The organism is Paraburkholderia sp. GAS334, assembly GCF_050436625.1.
GTDB lineage: Bacteria > Pseudomonadota > Gammaproteobacteria > Burkholderiales > Burkholderiaceae > Paraburkholderia.
In genome coordinates, this window is the sequence record NZ_JBNDMO010000001.1 from 117,212 (window position 1) to 135,390 (window position 18,179).

General features: G+C 57.6%; 20 protein-coding genes and 1 pseudogene. 11 read left to right on the plus strand and 10 right to left on the minus strand.

The genetic code is table 11. The annotated features are described in order from the left end of the window. Together P3T21_RS00440 and imuA are read right to left on the minus strand one after the other, a co-directional pair. Nucleotides 1–1,470, minus strand: a complete 1,470-nt coding sequence (locus P3T21_RS00440; protein ID WP_429253963.1) for a Y-family DNA polymerase — start codon at nucleotides 1,468–1,470, stop codon at nucleotides 1–3. Beyond that, nucleotides 1,400–2,107: a translesion DNA synthesis-associated protein ImuA gene (gene imuA / locus P3T21_RS00445; protein WP_429254497.1), complete on the minus strand. Its 708-nt coding sequence runs from the start codon at nucleotides 2,105–2,107 to the stop codon at nucleotides 1,400–1,402. The genes P3T21_RS00440 and imuA overlap by 71 nt, the downstream gene beginning before the upstream one ends. 120 nt (nucleotides 2,108–2,227) lie before the next feature. On the opposite strand from imuA, the gene P3T21_RS00450 reads away from it, so the two are divergent. Together P3T21_RS00450 and P3T21_RS00455 are read left to right on the plus strand one after the other, a co-directional pair. Next, the gene (locus P3T21_RS00450; protein ID WP_429253964.1) at nucleotides 2,228–2,509 is read left to right on the plus strand and encodes a hypothetical protein; all 282 of its coding nucleotides are present in this window, start codon (nucleotides 2,228–2,230) and stop codon (nucleotides 2,507–2,509) included. A 355-nt stretch (nucleotides 2,510–2,864) separates the two neighbouring features. Next, nucleotides 2,865–3,083 (plus strand): hypothetical protein, encoded by a 219-nt coding sequence (locus P3T21_RS00455; RefSeq protein ID WP_429253965.1) that lies wholly within the window; start codon nucleotides 2,865–2,867, stop codon nucleotides 3,081–3,083. A 52-nt stretch (nucleotides 3,084–3,135) separates the two neighbouring features. Here the strand turns inward: P3T21_RS00455 and P3T21_RS00460 are convergent, their stop codons facing one another. Then, nucleotides 3,136–3,549: a response regulator gene (locus tag P3T21_RS00460; protein ID WP_429253966.1), complete on the minus strand. Its 414-nt coding sequence runs from the start codon at nucleotides 3,547–3,549 to the stop codon at nucleotides 3,136–3,138. 220 nt (nucleotides 3,550–3,769) lie between these two features. After that, the gene (locus tag P3T21_RS00465; RefSeq protein ID WP_429253967.1) at nucleotides 3,770–3,982 is read right to left on the minus strand and encodes a GDCCVxC domain-containing (seleno)protein; all 213 of its coding nucleotides are present in this window, start codon (nucleotides 3,980–3,982) and stop codon (nucleotides 3,770–3,772) included. 164 nt (nucleotides 3,983–4,146) lie between these two features. Between P3T21_RS00465 and P3T21_RS00470 the strand changes: the two genes are divergently transcribed. Both P3T21_RS00470 and P3T21_RS00475 read left to right on the plus strand, forming a co-directional pair. Then, nucleotides 4,147–4,455, plus strand: a complete 309-nt coding sequence (locus P3T21_RS00470) for a hypothetical protein (protein ID WP_429253968.1) — start codon at nucleotides 4,147–4,149, stop codon at nucleotides 4,453–4,455. A 53-nt stretch (nucleotides 4,456–4,508) separates the two neighbouring features. Continuing rightward, a complete protein-coding gene (locus P3T21_RS00475) occupies nucleotides 4,509–4,745 on the plus strand; it encodes a hypothetical protein (RefSeq protein ID WP_429253969.1) in 237 nt (78 codons plus the stop codon). 291 nt (nucleotides 4,746–5,036) lie between these two features. Here P3T21_RS00475 and P3T21_RS00480 read toward each other — a convergent pair. From P3T21_RS00480 to P3T21_RS00505, 6 genes and pseudogenes are all read right to left on the minus strand, one after another. Further along, a pseudogene (locus P3T21_RS00480) lies at nucleotides 5,037–5,267 on the minus strand (acetyl-CoA C-acyltransferase); the annotation flags it as partial. Between the two features lie 249 nt (nucleotides 5,268–5,516). Further along, nucleotides 5,517–5,798, minus strand: a complete 282-nt coding sequence (locus tag P3T21_RS00485) for a hypothetical protein (protein ID WP_429253970.1) — start codon at nucleotides 5,796–5,798, stop codon at nucleotides 5,517–5,519. Nucleotides 5,799–5,981: 183 nt separating this feature from the next. Beyond that, a complete protein-coding gene (locus tag P3T21_RS00490; RefSeq protein ID WP_429253971.1) occupies nucleotides 5,982–6,770 on the minus strand; it encodes a metallophosphoesterase in 789 nt (262 codons plus the stop codon). A 613-nt stretch (nucleotides 6,771–7,383) separates the two neighbouring features. Continuing rightward, entirely contained in the window at nucleotides 7,384–8,169 is a 786-nt protein-coding gene (locus P3T21_RS00495; protein ID WP_429253972.1) for a hypothetical protein, read from the minus strand. A 68-nt stretch (nucleotides 8,170–8,237) separates the two neighbouring features. Next, entirely contained in the window at nucleotides 8,238–8,507 is a 270-nt protein-coding gene (locus P3T21_RS00500; protein WP_429253973.1) for a BPSL0761 family protein, read from the minus strand. Nucleotides 8,508–8,970: 463 nt separating this feature from the next. Next, nucleotides 8,971–9,513 (minus strand): hypothetical protein, encoded by a 543-nt coding sequence (locus P3T21_RS00505; protein WP_429253974.1) that lies wholly within the window; start codon nucleotides 9,511–9,513, stop codon nucleotides 8,971–8,973. A 447-nt stretch (nucleotides 9,514–9,960) separates the two neighbouring features. On the opposite strand from P3T21_RS00505, the gene P3T21_RS00510 reads away from it, so the two are divergent. The 7 genes from P3T21_RS00510 (at nucleotide 9,961) to P3T21_RS00540 (ending at nucleotide 18,116) form a co-directional block, all read left to right on the plus strand. Then, complete coding sequence (locus P3T21_RS00510) at nucleotides 9,961–10,437, plus strand: helix-turn-helix domain-containing protein (RefSeq protein ID WP_429253975.1); 477 nt, start codon at nucleotides 9,961–9,963, stop codon at nucleotides 10,435–10,437. Between the two features lie 80 nt (nucleotides 10,438–10,517). Next, nucleotides 10,518–11,960: a hypothetical protein gene (locus tag P3T21_RS00515; RefSeq protein ID WP_429253976.1), complete on the plus strand. Its 1,443-nt coding sequence runs from the start codon at nucleotides 10,518–10,520 to the stop codon at nucleotides 11,958–11,960. 13 nt (nucleotides 11,961–11,973) lie between these two features. Then, complete coding sequence (locus tag P3T21_RS00520; RefSeq protein ID WP_429253977.1) at nucleotides 11,974–12,135, plus strand: hypothetical protein; 162 nt, start codon at nucleotides 11,974–11,976, stop codon at nucleotides 12,133–12,135. 355 nt (nucleotides 12,136–12,490) lie between these two features. Next, nucleotides 12,491–14,002, plus strand: coding sequence for a hypothetical protein (locus tag P3T21_RS00525; RefSeq protein WP_429253978.1), 1,512 nt, complete (start codon nucleotides 12,491–12,493; stop codon nucleotides 14,000–14,002). 344 nt (nucleotides 14,003–14,346) lie between these two features. After that, complete coding sequence (locus P3T21_RS00530) at nucleotides 14,347–15,954, plus strand: hypothetical protein (protein ID WP_429253979.1); 1,608 nt, start codon at nucleotides 14,347–14,349, stop codon at nucleotides 15,952–15,954. Between the two features lie 133 nt (nucleotides 15,955–16,087). Beyond that, the gene (locus P3T21_RS00535) at nucleotides 16,088–16,294 is read left to right on the plus strand and encodes a YodC family protein (RefSeq protein ID WP_035560827.1); all 207 of its coding nucleotides are present in this window, start codon (nucleotides 16,088–16,090) and stop codon (nucleotides 16,292–16,294) included. 253 nt (nucleotides 16,295–16,547) lie between these two features. After that, complete coding sequence (locus tag P3T21_RS00540; protein ID WP_429254498.1) at nucleotides 16,548–18,116, plus strand: ATP-binding protein; 1,569 nt, start codon at nucleotides 16,548–16,550, stop codon at nucleotides 18,114–18,116. The last annotated feature ends 63 nt before the right edge of the window (nucleotides 18,117–18,179 follow it).

Below are 18,179 nucleotides of genomic sequence, written 5' to 3' on the forward strand. Positions count from 1 at the left end.
TCAGCCAAACAGTCCGTGAAGGAACCACCGCTGCTCTTCCTCCGCGTCGCGACTGCTGACACGCTCACGGTATATCCAGTAGCAACTCTGGTCCTCCGCTTGCGCCACGAAATAGTCGCGCGTCACCAGCTCACCATCAAACCAGCCAGCTTCGATGCGTTCACCTGGCGACACCATACGCAATGGGGACCCATAGAAGGGACGATGCTGACGCATCAACAGTCGCACAGGGCTGTCCAGCATCCACGTCGGTCTCGGAAGGCCCAGCGGAAGTGCTTCCTGCTTCAACTTGCGCGTCACCGGCACCCAACGATTTGCGACCTCCGGGCGATGGTCGGCGGTGGGCGCTGGGCGAAGAACGTTGTCTTCTCCGAGGCGCGCAACGAGCAACTCAAGAAGGCGTGCATGGTCCTCCTTCGAACCTCCCGGTTCCGGGAATAGCGTGTCGGAAGCTGGCACTGCAGATTCCACTTTCGACGCATCGAGTCGCAGCGCAATAACCGGTGCAGCCAGCTCAATCCGGTGCAACCGCTCCTTGAGCAGTCTGACGAGATGCTCCTCCTTCCAGGTCGGCTCGCCCAGCGCAATGTCGATGGTTGTCGGCTCGATAGCGTCGCGCCCACGTTCGTGTTCGAGCAGTAGCTTTATCGCCGTGACCGCGAGCTGCTTCGCGCAAAGCCACCCGCACAGTTGAACAATCAGTCGATGCGCGCCAAAGACGGCGCCGTCAGCATGCTCGAGACGGTCCGGCATCTCAATGCGTGCAGAGAATGTTGGCGGCAGCTCGAGCCAGTCGAACAGTTCTGGCGCGGTGCCGAACGCGCGGTCGAGCGAATCCAGCAAGTGTTCGCCGCAACGCCGCTGTAGGCCAGAGCGTGGAAGGCGGCGGATGTCTGCGATGGTCTCGCAACCAAGCCCAGAGAACCACTCTCCGAACTGGCGGACCTCCGGTACAGCCATCATTGGCAACATTGACAGCCGTTGCTCGAGCGATGCCAATTTCAACACTCGCCGGTTCCCAAATTTTGCTAGTAGCCATGCACCCTGGCCGGTAGGAGCCGCGCTGACACGCGCCGTAAATCCCAGCGTCGCCAGTACCGCCTTTGCTTCGCGGCAGAGCGCAAGCAGGCCGCCGAACAGACGCAGGCTCGCGCCGACCTCCACAACGACTGTCGCTTCATCAAGCAACGCAACTTCCGGCGAGAATCGCATCAAGGCCACGCCTACCTCACGTTGCGCAGCTGCTTCGCGACCCGCGTCACGCTCGTGTATCTCCGTCTCGGGAGACAGGGTGAGCACCCCACCGCGTTTCATACCAAGACGCACGCCGGCCGCGCGAGCCGCGCCGTCGGCGATGACAACCTTGTCTTTCTCAAGCACAGCACTGCCGTGAGCCGGCTCAGGAGACCACTTCGGTCGGAACACCTCGAGCGGCAACTTCGGCAAGTGAACGGCGAGAAAGACGCGCATGACGGGAAAGCAGTACGGGTGTTGGTTGAAGAGGAATCGACAGAGGCTCTGCGCGAGAAGGCCCTCGTCGTTTCACGATGTCGACGTTCAAGCCGTCGGTTGATGGTCTCAATGCAAGTCGGAGGAGCGCCGGAGACGAGTCCTGCGCAGCCGCCAGAGGCCTGACCATTACAAAAAGCGTTTCAGATGACTGCGCTGCGAGGTGCAGACGTCGAAGCGATGACGCCTGTGCGTACTGCGTCCAAAAAATAAGCGCACTGCAGCTACCCGCTCGGAGAATCTGCTCCGCCGACCAGAGTGCGTCAGCCGTTTTCTTCGCGTTCACGCGCAGAACCCGGTCAATGGAGAGGCCGATGTAGCTCAGCCCAAGACCGTCCGGCGTATGCGGCGGCTGCACGAGGGCAATCGGCCGGTTGCCTGCCGCACTCAACGCTGGGCGCAGAAGCCTAAGCTCGCCCACGCCGGCTTGTTGCACCAAAAGGTCTATCAGCGCCCCGACCGGCCAACCACCACCCGGCAGCTCGGCTGAAAGCGCTGGGTAGCCGGTATCAACAACCCGCCCACGGCCACGCGCAAGCTGCGACGCCCGCCACAAGGACGGGTGTATCTCTTCGGCAGTAACGCTAGCGGTAGACATGCGGCATCGAAAAACCTGTATATCCATACAGTATCGTACACGCAATTTTGCGACAGTGAACTGTCACTTTTAATCGGAGGCTGAACTATGGATGCACGCGTTCGCAAGGTCGGCCATCCGATGCCCGAGACAGTGGCCTTCGTCGCAAAATTGCGCTCGGCGTTCGGCGACGAGGTGATTGACGAAGCGGTCAGGCGCGGGAAAGCCGGAGAGCCGTTCTTCTACGCGTGCGAAAATGGCCACGCCGTCGGGACAGCGACGCCTTCGGGCGACAGCGCTTGGCAGGTCGATGATTCGATTCACGACCGACACTATTGCGACGGTTGTGAGGGCGAATGTGTCGGTCAGGGAGTCTGCTGCCGTGATTGGCTCAAGCGAGGGAAAAAGGAGAAGGAACGGTGAAAATTTTGGGTTGTGCCTTGTTGCTGCTCGGATTCACGTCGTCTGCGTTTGCAACTGGTGTATATAAAGAAATCTGGAATCCCCCGGAGGCGCGGGGCATTCCGCTGCATCGCACGACAAGTCACAAGCAGATAAAGCACACGCGCAACATGCCGCGTCTCGTGAAAGCACGAACTCCTCGGGCGCCGATGACTACTCCTGCGCCGACGCTCACGATGAAGCGACACACCGCGTCGACGGGCGTAACGGCGAAAACGCCGGAGCCGGACCTGTCTGACATTCCCCGCCAGATAACGCCTGAGGGCAACATACTTCGCGTTGATTCCCGCGACGCGGCCGCTGAGGTCTCCCGCTGATGCAGTCGGAGAGCTACAACGGTTATAACTTTTGGGGCCACGCCATCTTGCAGCAAGAAGATATCCTGCAGCCGGAGCGCTACGCAGCAAGCGGGACTATCACGCAAAACAACAAACTGGTTGAAGCGTCTGGCGTGCTTGGCTATTTCGATACCGACGAAGAAGCACAGCAGGCCGGGCTCGCTTGGGCGCGAGCGTGGGTAGACAGCCACGGTTAGCCGGTACAACCCGCGCCTCGAGACCTCGCCATTCGAGAAGACATTAGATACCTCATGAACACGCATTCAAAAGGCGTTGTGCCGACACTATCAGCATCTCGATGGACACGGGCTTAAGCCAAAACTCATCCCATACTGCTATATCGCCGGGGTCCAGAGGGTCAGCGCTGGTGAGAATGACAGGAATTCGCGCAAACTCTTGTTCCAGCTTCAGGCGGCGGCAAAACTCAACGCCATCCATTATTGGCATCAACCACTCTGTGATGATGAGGTCGGGCTTATGCTCGTTAGCGGCGACAAGCCCCTCACGGCCATCGCTAGCGGTCACAACTCGGTAGCCTTCTAATTGAAGGATGCGTTTCCACGCCTTCACGACGCCGAATTCGTCATCCACGACAAGAATGGTTTTCATCTTTGCTTGTTGCAAGAGGTTGTGGGAAGCGTCGGCATGCCATTCGTCACGCATCCGCCCGCCACACTTTCTCGACGTGTCAATACATCGGTCAGGCGAGCAATCCTCGCGATTCCGTCTTAGAACGGTCTACCGTATGGCGACACAGTCACGCAGGCAGCCCGAGTGCCCCGATACACTCCACTTTCATCCTAGGCGACCGAAAGACCACCAGGTGAAACCGCCCTGTCTCTCCGGTAACCTTCTGTAAGCCGCCTTGAACCGCTCTAAAGCCTCAGCCCCCACAGCAAGAGCCAGACTGCTGCATCGGAGGGCACTTGGTGGTGCCGTACGAGCAGTACACGCAGCAATCCCCGAGTTTCGGCCTGAGCACCTCTTTGCAATATTCGCATGCGTACAACCGAATGCTGGCGTCGCTGAGCATCGACTCGTCTTTCATTTGTCCGCACACCGGCACGTGATGGTCGAATTCAAGACGACCGAACATCAGCGCACCTGCTCAAGGAAAGCCGGATAGGGAAGCTCGACACGGTTCTTCAAGTAATCCCGCGTTACCAATCTCGCACGGCTGTTTCACCTGTGTCCAATATGCCCTCCTACACTTCGCACCGTGGTCACTGACATTGCACACAACGTGCGAGGAGTAGCGAAATGAACAAGAAGATTCTTGGCGCAGCAGTCGGTCTGGCAGTATTGGCAGCATCAACAGCGGCATCGGCGCACGTCGACGTCGCCATCGGCTTCGGAATCCCCGGAGCAGTGTATGCACCGGCAGAGCCAGTGTACGCACCGCCGCCTCCCGTTGTGTATGCTCCCGCACCTGTTGCCGTCGCGTACGGCGGTGACGACGACTGGCGTGCCCGGCAATGGCGCGAGCGTCGTGAGTGGCGTGAACGGGAATGGCGCCGCCAGGAATGGCGTGAGCACGACTGGCGCGAGCGCGGTCGGGACGGATATTGAATCGACGCCGGACGGCGCCACATGCGGAAAATACAACCTCAGAGTACTTTCGAATGAAAGCTAGCCCGATAAAAATCGCCTTGCTGGCCACTACCCTGACCTTGGCAACAATAGGAACGGCGAACGCCGCTGGCTGCCTCAAAGGCGCGGTTGTAGGTGGGGTCGCTGGGCATTACGCGGGGCACCATGCTGTCGTCGGGGCAGTTGGCGGGTGCATGGTCGGCAGGCATCTTGCGAAACAGCACGCCCAACAGCAAGCCGTGCAACGTCAGGCAGCGCAGGCCCAATAAAATGTCGTCGGCGTGGTGTGCCCGGTGGGGCCAGAGAGTCGCTTGTGCCACCGGGCAACTGACAATTGCGCTCAGGTAATCGAGCCAGCGCCAGACTCGACTGTAGCCACCGGAGCAGTCACGGCTATGCGCCGCAATTTATGCACGGGGCTCGGTCGACCCAGCGTCGGCTGCTTCGTACGTCTCCAAGATGCCAAGAAACTCGGTCGGTTTGACGATGACCGCCGAGCAGATGCGTCGCAGTTCGCTCCTCTTTTTCAAGATGCGCTCGTCCGTCGTAATGAAGTAGGCGCCTCCTACGCAAATCGCAACTACCACGTAACTAACTCCTCTACGCTTTCCCTCTATGAGGGCATGCCCAACCAGCCTTGCTCCAGTCATTCCATAAGGATGTCCCACCGCGATAGCCCCTCCGTCAACGTTATATTTCTCGGGAGCTATGCCAAGTTTGTCTCGACAGTACAGCACCTGACATGCGAAGGCTTCATTCACTTCCCAGAGGCCGATATCATCAACGCCTAGCCGCCGGGGTTAATCCGCTCAGAATCCGCTCAGTATCCGCTCACATTTGAGCGGATACTCATGCGTGAGCTGATTCGAGCAGATGGCCGAGCTCGACAGAGAACCCAACCGTCATGTTCCGTCAGCCCGCAGTGACTTAAGGCTCTGCACCGTGCCTGCCAGCAATTTAGAATAAGAACCGGTTACGCGCCCGTTACTCCTGCCGGCATGGTGCCGTTTCGGAAGTTGTCGGGCACTTCTGTTTCCCTTTCATTGCGGCAACCCCGCCGAAAAAATCTTGCGAGCAACGGTCACTACGTCATCGCCGTAGTCCACCGGTATCGGCGCATGCTTGATGCGCGGGATGTTGCCGACAACAATCCACGCAATCGCGCCACGCCACGTTACGCTCACGTCGAATCGTGCCGTCAACACCCTATTGTCGCGCACAAAAACAGTCAAAGCGTCGCTTTGCGGGTAGGGCCCCGCAGGCTGCAGGTTCTGCAGAGCGAGCGCAATTCGCTCCCACAGTGTTTCCCCATGTACGCTCATCCTCACACCTCTGCAGACGAGTGGCATCGCAGACATGAAGTCGTGCGCGAGATAAGAGCCAGCGTGCACCGAAACTGATGTCAGAGGCGGTTCGTTCATACCGAAAAGTTCGCTGTTCTCATGGGGCATCCAGTGAAAACTGTGGATTTCCGCGAGCGTTCGATATGCTTGATAAAAGCAACATCAGATGTCGACGACGAACGCGGGGTCAAACGCCGAATTCTCGAATGTCGATGTCACACCGGTCCTGGTAGACACCCGATTCGGATAGCCACGAGGATTGCATATCACACTGCAGCGACCAACCTGGTAGTCAGATGACGCGTGAATGTGCCCGTGAATCCATACGTCGGCACGCTCGACCAGTGGGGTGAGGTCGCTGGCAAACGAAGCGCTGAGGACGTCGTCCTTGTGTTCTGCTGGAATCGACTCGGGGTGCGGCGCGTGATGCGTCACAACTACGGTCGGTCCATTGAAGCTCGTTCGGAGTTTCTCCTCAAGCCAAGCGCGCGATTTCGCGTGTTCAGCCTCAGCGTTGCGCGGCGAGAATGCTCTTGCGCCCGTATACCGTATCAGACGGTGGTCAGTGACGGACATTTCCGCCTGGCTCATAGCCACTTGCTTCCAGACCGGCTGAAGGCTGTAGTCGGTCCACAGGCAGGTGCCGATGAACCTAACGCCATCGATGACGATTTCGTCTCGTTCAAGGAGGCAAATCGAGCTGTCGCTTGCGTTCATGCGCAGTTGGTACACCATTGAGTGGAACTCACTGCGGTACAGCTCATGATTTCCGTGTACATACACGACGGGTACGGGATAGTCATGGTACAGGTTGCACCCATTCGCGTGCGAGTGGATATCGCCAGCAAGTACCAGAACGTCAACGCCGTCAGCGAGCGCAATCGGTTCACTACCCGGCCGGCCCGGAGCGATGAACTCGTGATGCAGGTCCGAGGCTATTTGCAAACGCATTTGCTCTGCCTATTAAGTCACAAATCCTACGACGGGCCCGCTCTACATACACCCTGTCTGGTCGTACGTCAGCGATTACCTTCGCGAGCTGTCGAGCAGTGCAAGTTGCCGATTTGAAAGAATTGGCCGCATAAACTTCAAATTTGAGATTTACACGGCCAATTGGGGCTAAATCAGCATCTCAGCGGGGAGGTAGTCCCTCTAGCTCTGCGTCATAAAGACCCATGCGCCGCGTTGCTTCCATCATCTTATCTAGCCCCGCCCGTTGCCGGACCTTGCTCCGCTCTTTATATGCTAGCAAGGTCGCCATTGAGAACCACCGACGGCCATCTCGCGTGCGCCGGATTGTCACCAACTTGCCCGTCCGGACCAGACCATCAAAACACTCGCACGACACACGCAATACGAGCGCCGCTTCGTCGCTAGATAAGTATCCGAAGCCAGGTGTAACGCGGCCCCGCGCGCGTTTCGTCTTGCGCACTTTCATCAAATTTCCCGTCAGTCGTCTTTGCTTAGTCTCGCGCTATTGCACAGGCTTGGCGGGCATGTACCAAGTCAATCTACGCCGCAAGTCGATGCTCACAGTACGGTCGGTCAGCGCGTATGCGTATTGTCATCCGCATGCCGCCAATATTTTCCGTATAACAGCAACAATGTCATCAGACTTGTCTACGCGCACCGGATTCAGGTCACAGCGAGGAGCGTCGGCAGTCACTACTCCAGTGTGTGCCAGACCCTTGGCAACAATCACGTCAAATCTGGCCTCCATCGGCTCACCAGGTTTCCCTGCAGTATTTCGAGAAACGAAGACCGTCGCCGCCTTAGCTTGACAATATGGGCCGTCTGGCCGCAAGTTCCCCCCTTCTTGGAGTGCCTCGGCCGCTCGACGCCACAGGCTTTCTCGTGGGTCCGCTTCAACATAGCCCGTGCAGACAACGGGCAACTCAATATCGCGAAGAAACTCCCCTTTACACACCATCACGGTTGTCAGGCAAAACTCCGATGCCCAGCCTTTCGCATGCGTCAGTAATTCTCGATAGCTGCAGTCGATTGCCAGCGCCTGCAATGGTGTGATGCCACCAAGCGCGCTATTTTCTGACGTTAGAAAGTCAAGCCGGGAGGCCGGTGGAGCAGGCCACAAAACGCGGCATACGTACGCCAAACGCCGCGCGTCGTGCGTGGGGTCGACGAGCAAACGTGGGTAATACGCACTCCCATCGATTTCAATCGAAAATACACTGCCGCTCTTGTTCAGGCGTGCAAGGCGAGTGGGTGTAACTCCGCGCAGTCGACGAAATTCGTCTTCGGGCACAAGTTCGCCGTCGCGCATCATCTGTCGACGCGCTCGCATTGCATCTCGCAGCATTTTTCCTGGCAAACGCGGTGTCGCCTTACGCATGATGATGAGCGCTTTATCTCGCGGCTAAGATTGGAATCTGAGCAGAGTCGCTGCCGTGGGGCGGGCGCTCAGCATGGCCACTCGAGCCAGCGGCCACCTTTCGCAATTAACTCAATTTCACCCCGGTCTGGGTAATGCCTAAGCACGGCTATGGCCTTGTCACGTAGGGTCTCCAGTTGTGTCGGCGACTCGGCTAGCGAAAGCTCAACAATCAAATCGCGAGCACGCAACAGTGCGCGAGTTCTTTCCTCCGCCGTGGTCAATTCGCTCTCCTCGGATACTTCGGCCACACAGTTCTCCCTCACGGCGCGAAGGACCAAACGCCAAATCGGGACCACAACTATCGATGGAACACCACTCAGTCGTCGCCGGCCAGCTTATCAACCGCTAGTGCTTGCCGCCAATCGGGCACCGGGTCTGGTGTGACGTCTTTCCAACCCTTTATTTCCCAAATCCTTACCACGCGAGACCACACGTATTCACCATCTCTGTCATGGCCTGCGCGTCCGACGAGCCGGTACGTGCTTCCTGTAGCTGTGGACCCAGTGCGGGTGACCGGGTCAAACACGCGAATGGGAGTACTAACTCGACCGTCGTTGTTAACGGTATCGAATCCCACAAAATGACGTTCACCGGTATCTTCCCTTTCGCGAATAGACCATCTTTCGAGCACGACATGACAAGGGGCCAAGAAGTAAAGCGACATAACAACGCTCCTGGTTGCGCTACACACTGATGACTTTCGACGGGTCGAACCTGAGTTGGCAAGGTCGTGATGTAAATCCGACGCAATCTGAAGTCTCACCGGATTCCCTCCTTGCCGATGAGGGAGCGGAGCTTATGTTGAAACGCTACGTCACCGCTAGCACGAATGGGCGATATGTATTTGCGCGCGCGGCGCAGGTCCCGCGAACCGACAGTGGCCCGCAGCATGTCATCTTCAGAAAGCGGATTCGTCGCTTGCTCGCCTAACAGACGCAGATGCTCGAGAAGACTCACTTGAGCTTCTTCGTCAAACCCTTGTTCCAGGCCAACGTCGATGCGCCTGGAATCCGTCAACTGAGTGAATTCAAAGTCCGGTGACGCAATAACGATGAATGGCTCTGCGCGCCCCGACATGAAATCGAGCACTGCCGATTCTTTCGTGCTTCCCAGCGTTCTGACGACATTGACGATGCGTCGCCCGAATTCACGCGAAGAGCGCAACTCCTCGAGGTCATAGTAAAAGGGCCAATCATTCGCTACGACAATCACCGCCCCCGGATAGGGGACCAGTGTTCGAGTCAGCAGTAATGCATCGACCTCAAGCTCGCGAGTTGCTTCGGGTGCACCTTCCCGCGTCATGAGCGATGGGTGCCGACGCATAGGCGGCAAGACACCTCCAACGCAGAAAAAAACGAAGACCACGCTCCCTCCCGGCTATGTGGACTGTCACGGGATAATCCGCAGTACATTGTCAGCAAGGTTGTCAACTCGACGTGAGCGGCTCCGGCACGCTCCCTCTTCCTCGGTGCCGTGCGAACGCTCCGCGAGCGTCAACACTTACCTTCAACTCTCGTCGCAACAAGGCAACCCGTCTGTCCGACGTTCGACCGACGTTACTTTTCAATTGCCGACCCAACCGGGCAGGCAAGCGTTATCAATCTTCCGGAAACTGCGGACGCCCGCAATCGCTGCCTGCGGCAGCAAGAGTGCGGAATAACAACCATTGTATCTTTATATGAGTGATACTTTCAAGCGTGCTTTTTCTGAGTAGTAGAAAAGAAATGTGAGGCGAGCCAAAGTTCGGGCATGCCAACACTCGACGAAGCAGTCGCGCTCGGGCTTTCCGAGAGACTTCAAAAAATTCGAAAACGCAAAGGCCTATCGCAGGACCAACTGGCCGCGAAGGCGGCGGTATCCCGGCCAAATCTTGCCGCTCTTGAGCAGAAGCGGCGCGCGAACCTTCGCCTGACTACCTTGGTCCGTTTCGCTCAACAACTGGACGTCGATGTTTTGGATTTCCTGTCTGACCGTCCGCTCGAGGAGCAGCGCCCCGAGAGCCAGGAGCCGCTCGCGCGCGTCATTGCCAACGTAAAAGCCCTTCGAATGGGGCAGGGCCTCAGCCAAGAGTTGCTTTCAGTGAAAGCTAACCGGTTTCGCACGTATGTCGGACGGCTAGAGAATGGGATGGCGAATCCAATGGTGGTGGACTTGCAGGACCTGGCCAACGTCCTTGGAGTTGCCATTCCCGAGTTGCTTCGCGCCGCTCCTCCCGACGCCCGCTGAGAACTTTCTGTTCGCGTTGCCCGCACTCCAACGCGGAAGCCGTCTCACGGTTGCCGCATCAAAATCGACAAGAAACAAACATGTCGCAATTCACATGGCACAAAGTCGCGAATCCCGGCGGGATAAAAGCGTTAATCGAGGAGCACGTCCCGCAATACCTACCTGACAGAATGCCGGAGTGGGCCGACCAGCTATCGACCGAAATCCGTTCCATAATGCTAGAGCGGCCCTGCACGGATGAGGACTTTGACCGAAGCTACTTCTCCTCAGAATTGCTATCAGACAGCGAGCACCTCGAGTGCGTGCGAATTCACTTCTTCGCTGCTGGTGTCACTTACAATATTGATTCTGGACAGTTCTCTAGGCCCGAGGAAGAAGTTGCTGCACGGTATCGCGGCTTCGTGACCTTGCGCCCCCTGACCGAATTAGCTGTAGGCAGCACGGTTATCGACCCACGCACGGTTGGTGCACACGGGCATTTGAACGTCGCACCCCACCGCTTGAGCGTCAACGGTCTTTCACTACAAGTCACTGGCTTTGCCTGGATGAACCAGTTGCCAATGGTGGCTACGTGTGCGTACATTGGGAGCTGGTCGATTTTTCGCCACTGTTACGCCATGGGCTGGAGCGACAGGATTTTGAGCCTGAGGGAAATCAACGACACAGTGTTGAGAATGTCGCCCGATTCCGCGCCATCGAACGATGGCATGAACCTCCAGGCCGCAGCAAAATTGCTCGAAACTGTCATTCCGAGTTGCAGACTTACGTGGATACAGGACGACGATGAGGCGACGTTCCTTGACACTCTCGTAGCATATGTAGATTCTGGGTTTCCGATATTGGCCGAAGTCCGCGAGAGAGAGCATGCAGTCGCCGTGGTCGGATACAGACTAGACTCCGAACGCGTGATGCCGAGCTCAACCGAAGGGGTAACCTTGCGTGGCGTTATCACCGGTCTCTACGTATCAGACGACCATCATTTCCCGTATCACTACGTCCCCTGCATCGTTTCAGAAACTGAGAAAAACGACACCCGGCGATATCAGGTTCAACACATACGTGGTTTCGCGACGGTCTTTCCCTGGAAAGATTTTATCGACTTCGACCGCGCGAAGACCGTGCTCTCCAAGCTCGTTGCCCAATACGGGCCTTCACTTTGGACGCCGCCACGCAACGAGTCCGTTACACGTATCTTTGCCAGGTCTTGGGAAGTAATGAAGCGCCACGTGTGCTCGTCAGTCAATAGACTTCAAGTCGAGGAGCAGGAGAAGCTCAACGACATAAGCTGGCCGCCGCACGTCTGGGTCGCCGAGATATCAAATCCGAAAAACGCTCTTGGCGGCGTAGCGGCAACATTCATCAGCGCCGCAGGAACTGACGACGTAAGTTTTTCGCTCTGCTTCAGCAGTCACTCAGTCATTGTAAATAGCGCTGGCGTAAACTTTATCCTCGGTCGCAATGGTCTCGGTAAGCCTCATAGAACGGTCCTGTCTGCGGTAACTACACTAACCGCATACAGCTAACCGGAGACAAAAAATGAAACCCGAAAACGCCTCAGAGAACGTTCTCGACGAAAGAAATATGCGGGCGTTTTTTGAGGAACTCGAGCGCCTACGCCACCAACTGGTGGCGCAGCAGAAGGCTGACGAGAAAGCAGCGGAAGAGCAAGGGTTGCACGCTCCAAAAATGTGGCGGTAGGCGGCATTTGAAGGGCGCCGAGACTACCCGATGAGTTCGGGTCGCGACAGTGTCGGCAAGCCCATTGCAACCGGCCTCCCGGCGCCAGCTACACGGGCTAGCGTCGTCTCACGACGCGCTCCGCGCAAGTACGAAAATTCCGCCTACTTGACGAACGTGAATGTTTTTGCGTATTCTAAAGAGCAGGTAGGGACGCCCTGCCCGGGTAAGTTGGCACCCGTCACGCGCACGCAACGCATCAGGCAAAGCCAGACCGCCTCACCCCCACATTGAGTGTTGACTCCTTAACCAGGAGGGCGCTCAGGTAACGCGTGCCGCCTGACCATGAAAGCCCTCCATTGGTCAAGGACGTCTCATGTCTGACTTCGCCATCCCCTCTCTGGCCGAACAGGCCGCTATCCTCCACGCGTTTGTGGGTCGTTCCGGCTTTTCTCCTGATTCGGCACGTGCAACCGTCGAAGCGCTCGTTGACCTGCACGACGCGCAGCTGACTGCCGCGCTTCGACAGCGATTGCAGCTGCAACGGGTCAAGCTTGGCCACATGCAGGCTTCACAGGTCGCCGCCCAGCTCCGTGGACGTCGCGGCATGAATGACCGCCAGCAAACTCTTGCGTTCGGTGTTCAGTTCGCAGCGGTCGGTCACGAAGGTGTGCAAGGGCAGTGTGCTGAATTCACCGACGCCGCCCATGCTTTCTTGAACGGGGTAGCGACGTTTGCGTCGCAGCTTCATCAACCTTTCACAGCCACGCTGACGCGCAATCACCGGGCGGTGATGTGCACTTTCGGTGAAGTAATGCAGCCTGGCTACGCCATCGCACTGCTGATGCTCTCCGACGAAGGCCGCATGTCCGAATGGATTGAGGAAATGCCGACCTTTCTCGGGGCCTTGCGCCGCACAGTTGAAGAGGCGGGAAGCCCAGGCATCCTCGTTGGTTATGCGTGCGCGCGGTACGGGAATGTCGGCCACAAAAACAGTGGCGAACTCGAGGTATGGCGCGGCGGTTTGCGCGTCGCCGTTGGACACGAGCTTGAAGCGTACTCCGCGCTGCTCGAACGTTGGACGCCTGAGCAGGTGGGACAGGCCGTAGCGGATGGCTCAGCGATTCGGATTGGAGAGGAGTCGCTGCCAATCGTCTATGCCTTACGCGAGACCGAGCCGCTTCTTCGCGTTACCAACTACATTTCCCAGCATCCCGTGACCGAATCGCTGCTGAAGCGTGCTCAACGCTTTGCAAAGCGTGACCTCATGCATTCTCTGGCGAAGCCGGCCGCCACAATTCGCTACCCGGCCGGGAGCGGACTACCTGAATCCGTGGTGCTCAATGAAGATGCATTAGACCGTATGCTAGCCGAGAGGAGGATGTCTAGGGCTAGCCTAGCCGAAAAACTCGAGGTTGAGGAGGGAGAGCTGGGGTGGCGTGTGCCCATCGGGCTGTTCATCAAGGTCGCGACCTTCCTGGATGTTGCCGACTACAACGAACTGGTCGGGCGTATTCCGCAGAACGCATGGGTCGATGCGCAGTCTTCGGAGGTTCTCCAGGGACTACTGGACGCGACAGACGTCGTGAGCTTCGCATTGTCTTCCACGCTCGCCCCTGAGGACCGTGAGTTGGTCGAGCAGGCCACAGAGGACCTTACGGCTGCGCGTTGGACGCAACAACAGAATCGGGCGGGTGGCATTGAGGGTCTGGATGGCGCAGTTCACTCCGTTGATGCCGAGGAATTTCTGGCTCAACTGCAACATGTCGACTGCCTCGTACGCGCAGGTGTGAAGCCGTTCTTTACGCCGGTGCCCGACTATGAGGTTCCAGCCATCGGTAAGCGCCTCGTCATCGCCGTGCTGCCAACAACGCGTGTCGCTACGTAGTATTGCGGCAGACGGCCGTCCGCGATAGGCGGCCGCGTAACCACCGTGACTACTATCGTATGCAATGAAATGAGACTGCCGATTCGCCCCGGCAGCCTCAAGCCGAATGGAACACTAGCCGGCTGTTGACTTCAACGGCAGTTTTCGCAACGACAATCGACTGAGACCCATCGCGGAGAGAACTCAGTGACGATGTGAAAAACGCTGCTCTATGCTTTGCGGCGACACGCCCGCTGGTGTCTTTCAGGAAATCAGTGACTCTGGTGACGGCTGCGTCTGTTGGCGGAAAAAACAAGTATTGAGCAGGCCGCCTGAAAAGCGGCTAACGACGGGGACTCTGTGTCATGAACCAAGTAAGCGATTCAGCATCGGCGGCGGATACATCTGCGAGGCCCTTGCCCGCGTCTGCAAACGCGGGCATTTTTGACATCTCCGAAGCGGAGGGAGTGAACGCCTCCGAGCGGCTCTTGATGCGGCTCTGTCGACGGTCATTTCTCAGTCTTTGGTCATTCGCGAACCTGCATACCGACGAAGACATGCGTGACGGCCGTGGCAGCTCGAAGGAATTCGCTGATGTCCTGGTGGTATTCGGCAACGATGTCATTATCTTCTCTGATAAGCATGTCCCGTTTCAGGACGACAAGCCACTCGACGTCGCTTGGAAGCGCTGGTATAGACGTGCGGTGGATGCGTCTGTTCGACAGCTTTATGGTGCAATGAACTGGCTGAAGCGCTATCCAGAAAGAATTTTTCTCGACAGCAAATGTCAACGTCCGCTCCCGGTCGCGATACCCGGCATCGAAAACGCAAGATTCCATCTGATAGCGGTTACCCGTGGTAGCTTCGATGCGTGTAGCCGATATTTCCACGGAAGTCGCGGTACGCTGCAAATTCGAACAGATGTTCATGGTCAGGACCACGGTGATAACCCATTCACAGTTGGCTTGGTGGCGCCCGGGAAAACATTCGTTCATGTACTCGACGAGTTCGCGCTCGAGGTCGTCCTTCGTGAGATGGATACAGCATCGGATTTCATCTCTTACCTACGCGACCGGGAAACCTTCCTTACCTCGAATATACGCGTCGTCGCCGCTGGGGAGGAGCAGCTAGTCGCCTCATATCTGCAAAACGGGAACGAGCTTGGGCGGGGCTTTCTACCTCCCTCGGCGAAGGACAAATCACTGGATATAGCTATTTTCGATGAGTCTCACTTCGACGGGCTCATTCGACGACCTGAGTACATCGCAAAAAAGCGACTCGACCGACCCAGCTACGAATGGGATAGGTTAATCGAACAGTTCATTCAGCTCGGAGACCCAGCGCTTGTCGCGCCGCCGGGCCACGCACAGGAAAATCACGAAACGGAAGAGGCTCTTCGTGTAATCGCGAGTGAATCTCGTTTCCAGAGGCGCATCCTTATAGATGTCATTCGAGGACTGCTCCTTCGGGCGCGAGAAGAAGATGGGCGCGCAGCACGTCTTTTTACGACCGAGCAAAACCCCGAACGTGTATATGTATTTCTGTCTGTGCCCAAGCGAGGTCACGAAACCTACGAGGAGTATCGACGCTACCGTATGGCGGTATTACATGCCTACTGCAGGTGCGCCAAATTGAAGTGCCCTGACGGCAAACTCTTCATCGGCATTGCGCTCGACCATCCGAACAAAGACTATCCAGGTGCATCGGAAGACCTGTTTGTCTATGAGTGCATTGACCTCGATGACGAGACCCGTACGGAGCTAGAGCATTTCCGTGCGGAACTCGGAATTCTTGCGGATAGCTCAGAATTGAAGCGCATGCGGGCATCTGAATATCCCTATTTTGCAACGCCAAGTCGTGACTTGCAGAGCGCTGTGGCAGACCACGCTCGGCAACGCCAGGAGAAGAAGAAAAGGAACCGTGCAAAGGCGGCAAAGGCATCCCGCAGCATAAATCGGAAGCGAGGTAGGTGATATCGACTCGTCTCAGCGTAATTGGACGATGCTGCCCCTTCCAACAGACTTCCGGAAAGCTATCTGCTAGGTCAGTAACTGAGTTGCTACACGAGAAGTAGCACTCACTCAACCTTGTTCGGAGAAATGTTTCATGGCATCTGCAAAACTCGTCGTCGGAGATGTGGTCAAGCTCAAATCGGGCGGCCCGTGGCTCACTGTGACGGAAGATAAATTTAAAGCTGGCTCGAAGACCGTTGCTTGTAGCTGGTTTTCCGGCGACGACCTTCGTACGGAGGTTTTCCTTCGCGAAGCCCTAGAGTCGAAAAACTCGCCGGAGGCCGCGCCGTCTGTTGCGTAACTTGAGCACACAAGAGCTATCTGCAGGAGCTTATGACCTCACAGCTTCTGCGATGTCACTAAGTCGCGAGTTCTGTGGTCGAAGTTGCTGCTAAAACTGGGCGAGCAAACGCACGGGGCATCCCGCAAAAAATGCGAAAAGTACTAGCCGATTCAATCTGTTACGTGATTCAAATACGGCACGATTTTCCTGCAAAATTGCGATGTCTTTTTGGAGTGAATTTGCAGCGAATATTTAGAACGTTCACGCGCGCATTGCGCAGGTCGTCAATAACCTGCTGAGCAACGCGTTCAAATTTACGGCGTGCGGCAAGATCACGTTGAGTGCCGAGGTGACGCTTGACGTGCAGAATCGCAGCGTTCTTGTTTGCAAGGTGTGTGACTCGGGCGTCGGGATGGACGCGGCGCTGGTGGCGAAAATCTTCAGTCCGTTTGTGCAGGGTGAGGCGAGCACGTCGAGCCGATTCGGCGGTACAGGGCTGGGTCTGTCGATCTGCGCGAGATTGTGCGATCTGATGGGCGGACATATTTCAGTCGAAAGCGTGCAGGGCGTCGGGTCTGCATTTACGGTGATGATTCCGCTCGCCGCGCTCCACGACTCTTCTGCCACGCCGGTTCAGGCGCCCGTGCAACGTGGCAATGCGCTGGTGGTGTGCCAGGAAGCCGAAACGGGGAAATTCCTCGAACCGTGGCTGATACGCGCGGGATGGTTGACCAACGCCGTCCTGTCGAAACGTGCAGCCGAGGCTTATCTGCGTACCAACTCGCCGGATTTCGTGGTCGTGACGGGCGAGTATTCGCTGGAAGACATCGATGCGATGCGCGCTGTGCGGTCCGCGCCCGTTATCTGGATCACGCGTACTAATCAGGACCGCCCGGTGCGTCATGGCGAGGGCTTGTACGAGGTCAGCGAATTCAATGCCAAGGTCACGCTTGCCTGCATCGAACGCGCGCTGCGGGAGTGGTCTGGCCAGACCGAGCCTGTGCCGGACCACGTGACGGAAGTCGCGGTGCCAGACGCCGCGCTGCAAGGCCTCGTCATTCTTGTCGCCGAGGACAACCCGTTGAATCAGGCACTCGTCGCCGAGCAGCTCGATACGCTGGGCTGCCTTCCAATCATCGTCGGCGACGGGCGACAGGCGCTCGCGGCACTTCTGAACACGGAAGTCGATGTCGTGCTGACCGACATCCACATGCCGGTGATGGACGGCCACGAACTGTTGGCAAGACTGCATGAGTCGCATCCCGATGTACCGGTGCTCGCGTTCAGCGCGGTGACGAGCAGCGAACAGGCCGACGACTGGCGCGAGCGCGGCTTCGCCGACTATGTCGCGAAGCCGGCTTCGTTGAAAGAGCTGGAAACCGCGCTGCTCCGGCTCGTGCGTAGCCGGGGGATCGGAGCGGCGGCGCCGGCGGTCTTATCGGCCGCAGCACCGGCAACAGCATCGGCCACAGCACCGGCAACAGCCCCGGCAACAGCGGCAAAGGCAGATGCCGCGTCCGCGACGTCCACGTCATCGGGAATGTCCGTCGACGAAAAAGCGCGCTACATGGCGATGCTGAAGGACTACCTCACCGCTGACCTGCCGAGGCTCGCCGCGACCATCGAACGAAAGGATGTCGCGTCGTTACGCCAGTGGGCCCATAGCGGCGCGGGCGCGTTCCTGGTCGTGCAGGAGGCAGAGCTCGCGACGCAATGCCGCGAACTGGAACGCCTTTGCGATGCAACGCCCAACTGGACGCCCGAGATGGCGCGGCGCGCGGGCGCATTGCACGCCATGCTCGGCGAGCAGTTCAACATACACGGCGACGCAGTGTCCTGAAAGTAGCCGGCCGCCGGGTTCATGGGGCAGCGACGCCACGAACCCGGCGGCCGGTGATTTGCA

Excerpts from the sequence above, each read along its gene's own strand:
- P3T21_RS00515 (WP_429253976.1), top strand. The coding sequence starts at position 10,518 with ATGTCGCAATTCACATGGCACAAAGTCGCGAATCCCGGCGGGATAAAA.
- P3T21_RS00475 (WP_429253969.1), top strand. The coding sequence starts at position 4,509 with ATGAAAGCTAGCCCGATAAAAATCGCCTTGCTGGCCACTACCCTGACC.
- P3T21_RS00520 (WP_429253977.1), top strand. The coding sequence starts at position 11,974 with ATGAAACCCGAAAACGCCTCAGAGAACGTTCTCGACGAAAGAAATATG.
- P3T21_RS00440 (WP_429253963.1), bottom strand. The coding sequence starts at position 1,470 with ATGCGCGTCTTTCTCGCCGTTCACTTGCCGAAGTTGCCGCTCGAGGTG.
- P3T21_RS00535 (WP_035560827.1), top strand. The coding sequence starts at position 16,088 with ATGGCATCTGCAAAACTCGTCGTCGGAGATGTGGTCAAGCTCAAATCG.
- P3T21_RS00495 (WP_429253972.1), bottom strand. The coding sequence starts at position 8,169 with ATGCGTAAGGCGACACCGCGTTTGCCAGGAAAAATGCTGCGAGATGCA.
- P3T21_RS00505 (WP_429253974.1), bottom strand. The coding sequence starts at position 9,513 with ATGACGCGGGAAGGTGCACCCGAAGCAACTCGCGAGCTTGAGGTCGAT.
- P3T21_RS00470 (WP_429253968.1), top strand. The coding sequence starts at position 4,147 with ATGAACAAGAAGATTCTTGGCGCAGCAGTCGGTCTGGCAGTATTGGCA.
- P3T21_RS00490 (WP_429253971.1), bottom strand. The coding sequence starts at position 6,770 with ATGCGTTTGCAAATAGCCTCGGACCTGCATCACGAGTTCATCGCTCCG.
- P3T21_RS00530 (WP_429253979.1), top strand. The coding sequence starts at position 14,347 with ATGAACCAAGTAAGCGATTCAGCATCGGCGGCGGATACATCTGCGAGG.
- P3T21_RS00455 (WP_429253965.1), top strand. The coding sequence starts at position 2,865 with ATGCAGTCGGAGAGCTACAACGGTTATAACTTTTGGGGCCACGCCATC.
- imuA (WP_429254497.1), bottom strand. The coding sequence starts at position 2,107 with ATGTCTACCGCTAGCGTTACTGCCGAAGAGATACACCCGTCCTTGTGG.
- P3T21_RS00460 (WP_429253966.1), bottom strand. The coding sequence starts at position 3,549 with ATGCGTGACGAATGGCATGCCGACGCTTCCCACAACCTCTTGCAACAA.
- P3T21_RS00450 (WP_429253964.1), top strand. The coding sequence starts at position 2,228 with ATGCCCGAGACAGTGGCCTTCGTCGCAAAATTGCGCTCGGCGTTCGGC.
- P3T21_RS00485 (WP_429253970.1), bottom strand. The coding sequence starts at position 5,798 with ATGAGCGTACATGGGGAAACACTGTGGGAGCGAATTGCGCTCGCTCTG.
- P3T21_RS00465 (WP_429253967.1), bottom strand. The coding sequence starts at position 3,982 with ATGTTCGGTCGTCTTGAATTCGACCATCACGTGCCGGTGTGCGGACAA.
- P3T21_RS00510 (WP_429253975.1), top strand. The coding sequence starts at position 9,961 with ATGCCAACACTCGACGAAGCAGTCGCGCTCGGGCTTTCCGAGAGACTT.
- P3T21_RS00525 (WP_429253978.1), top strand. The coding sequence starts at position 12,491 with ATGTCTGACTTCGCCATCCCCTCTCTGGCCGAACAGGCCGCTATCCTC.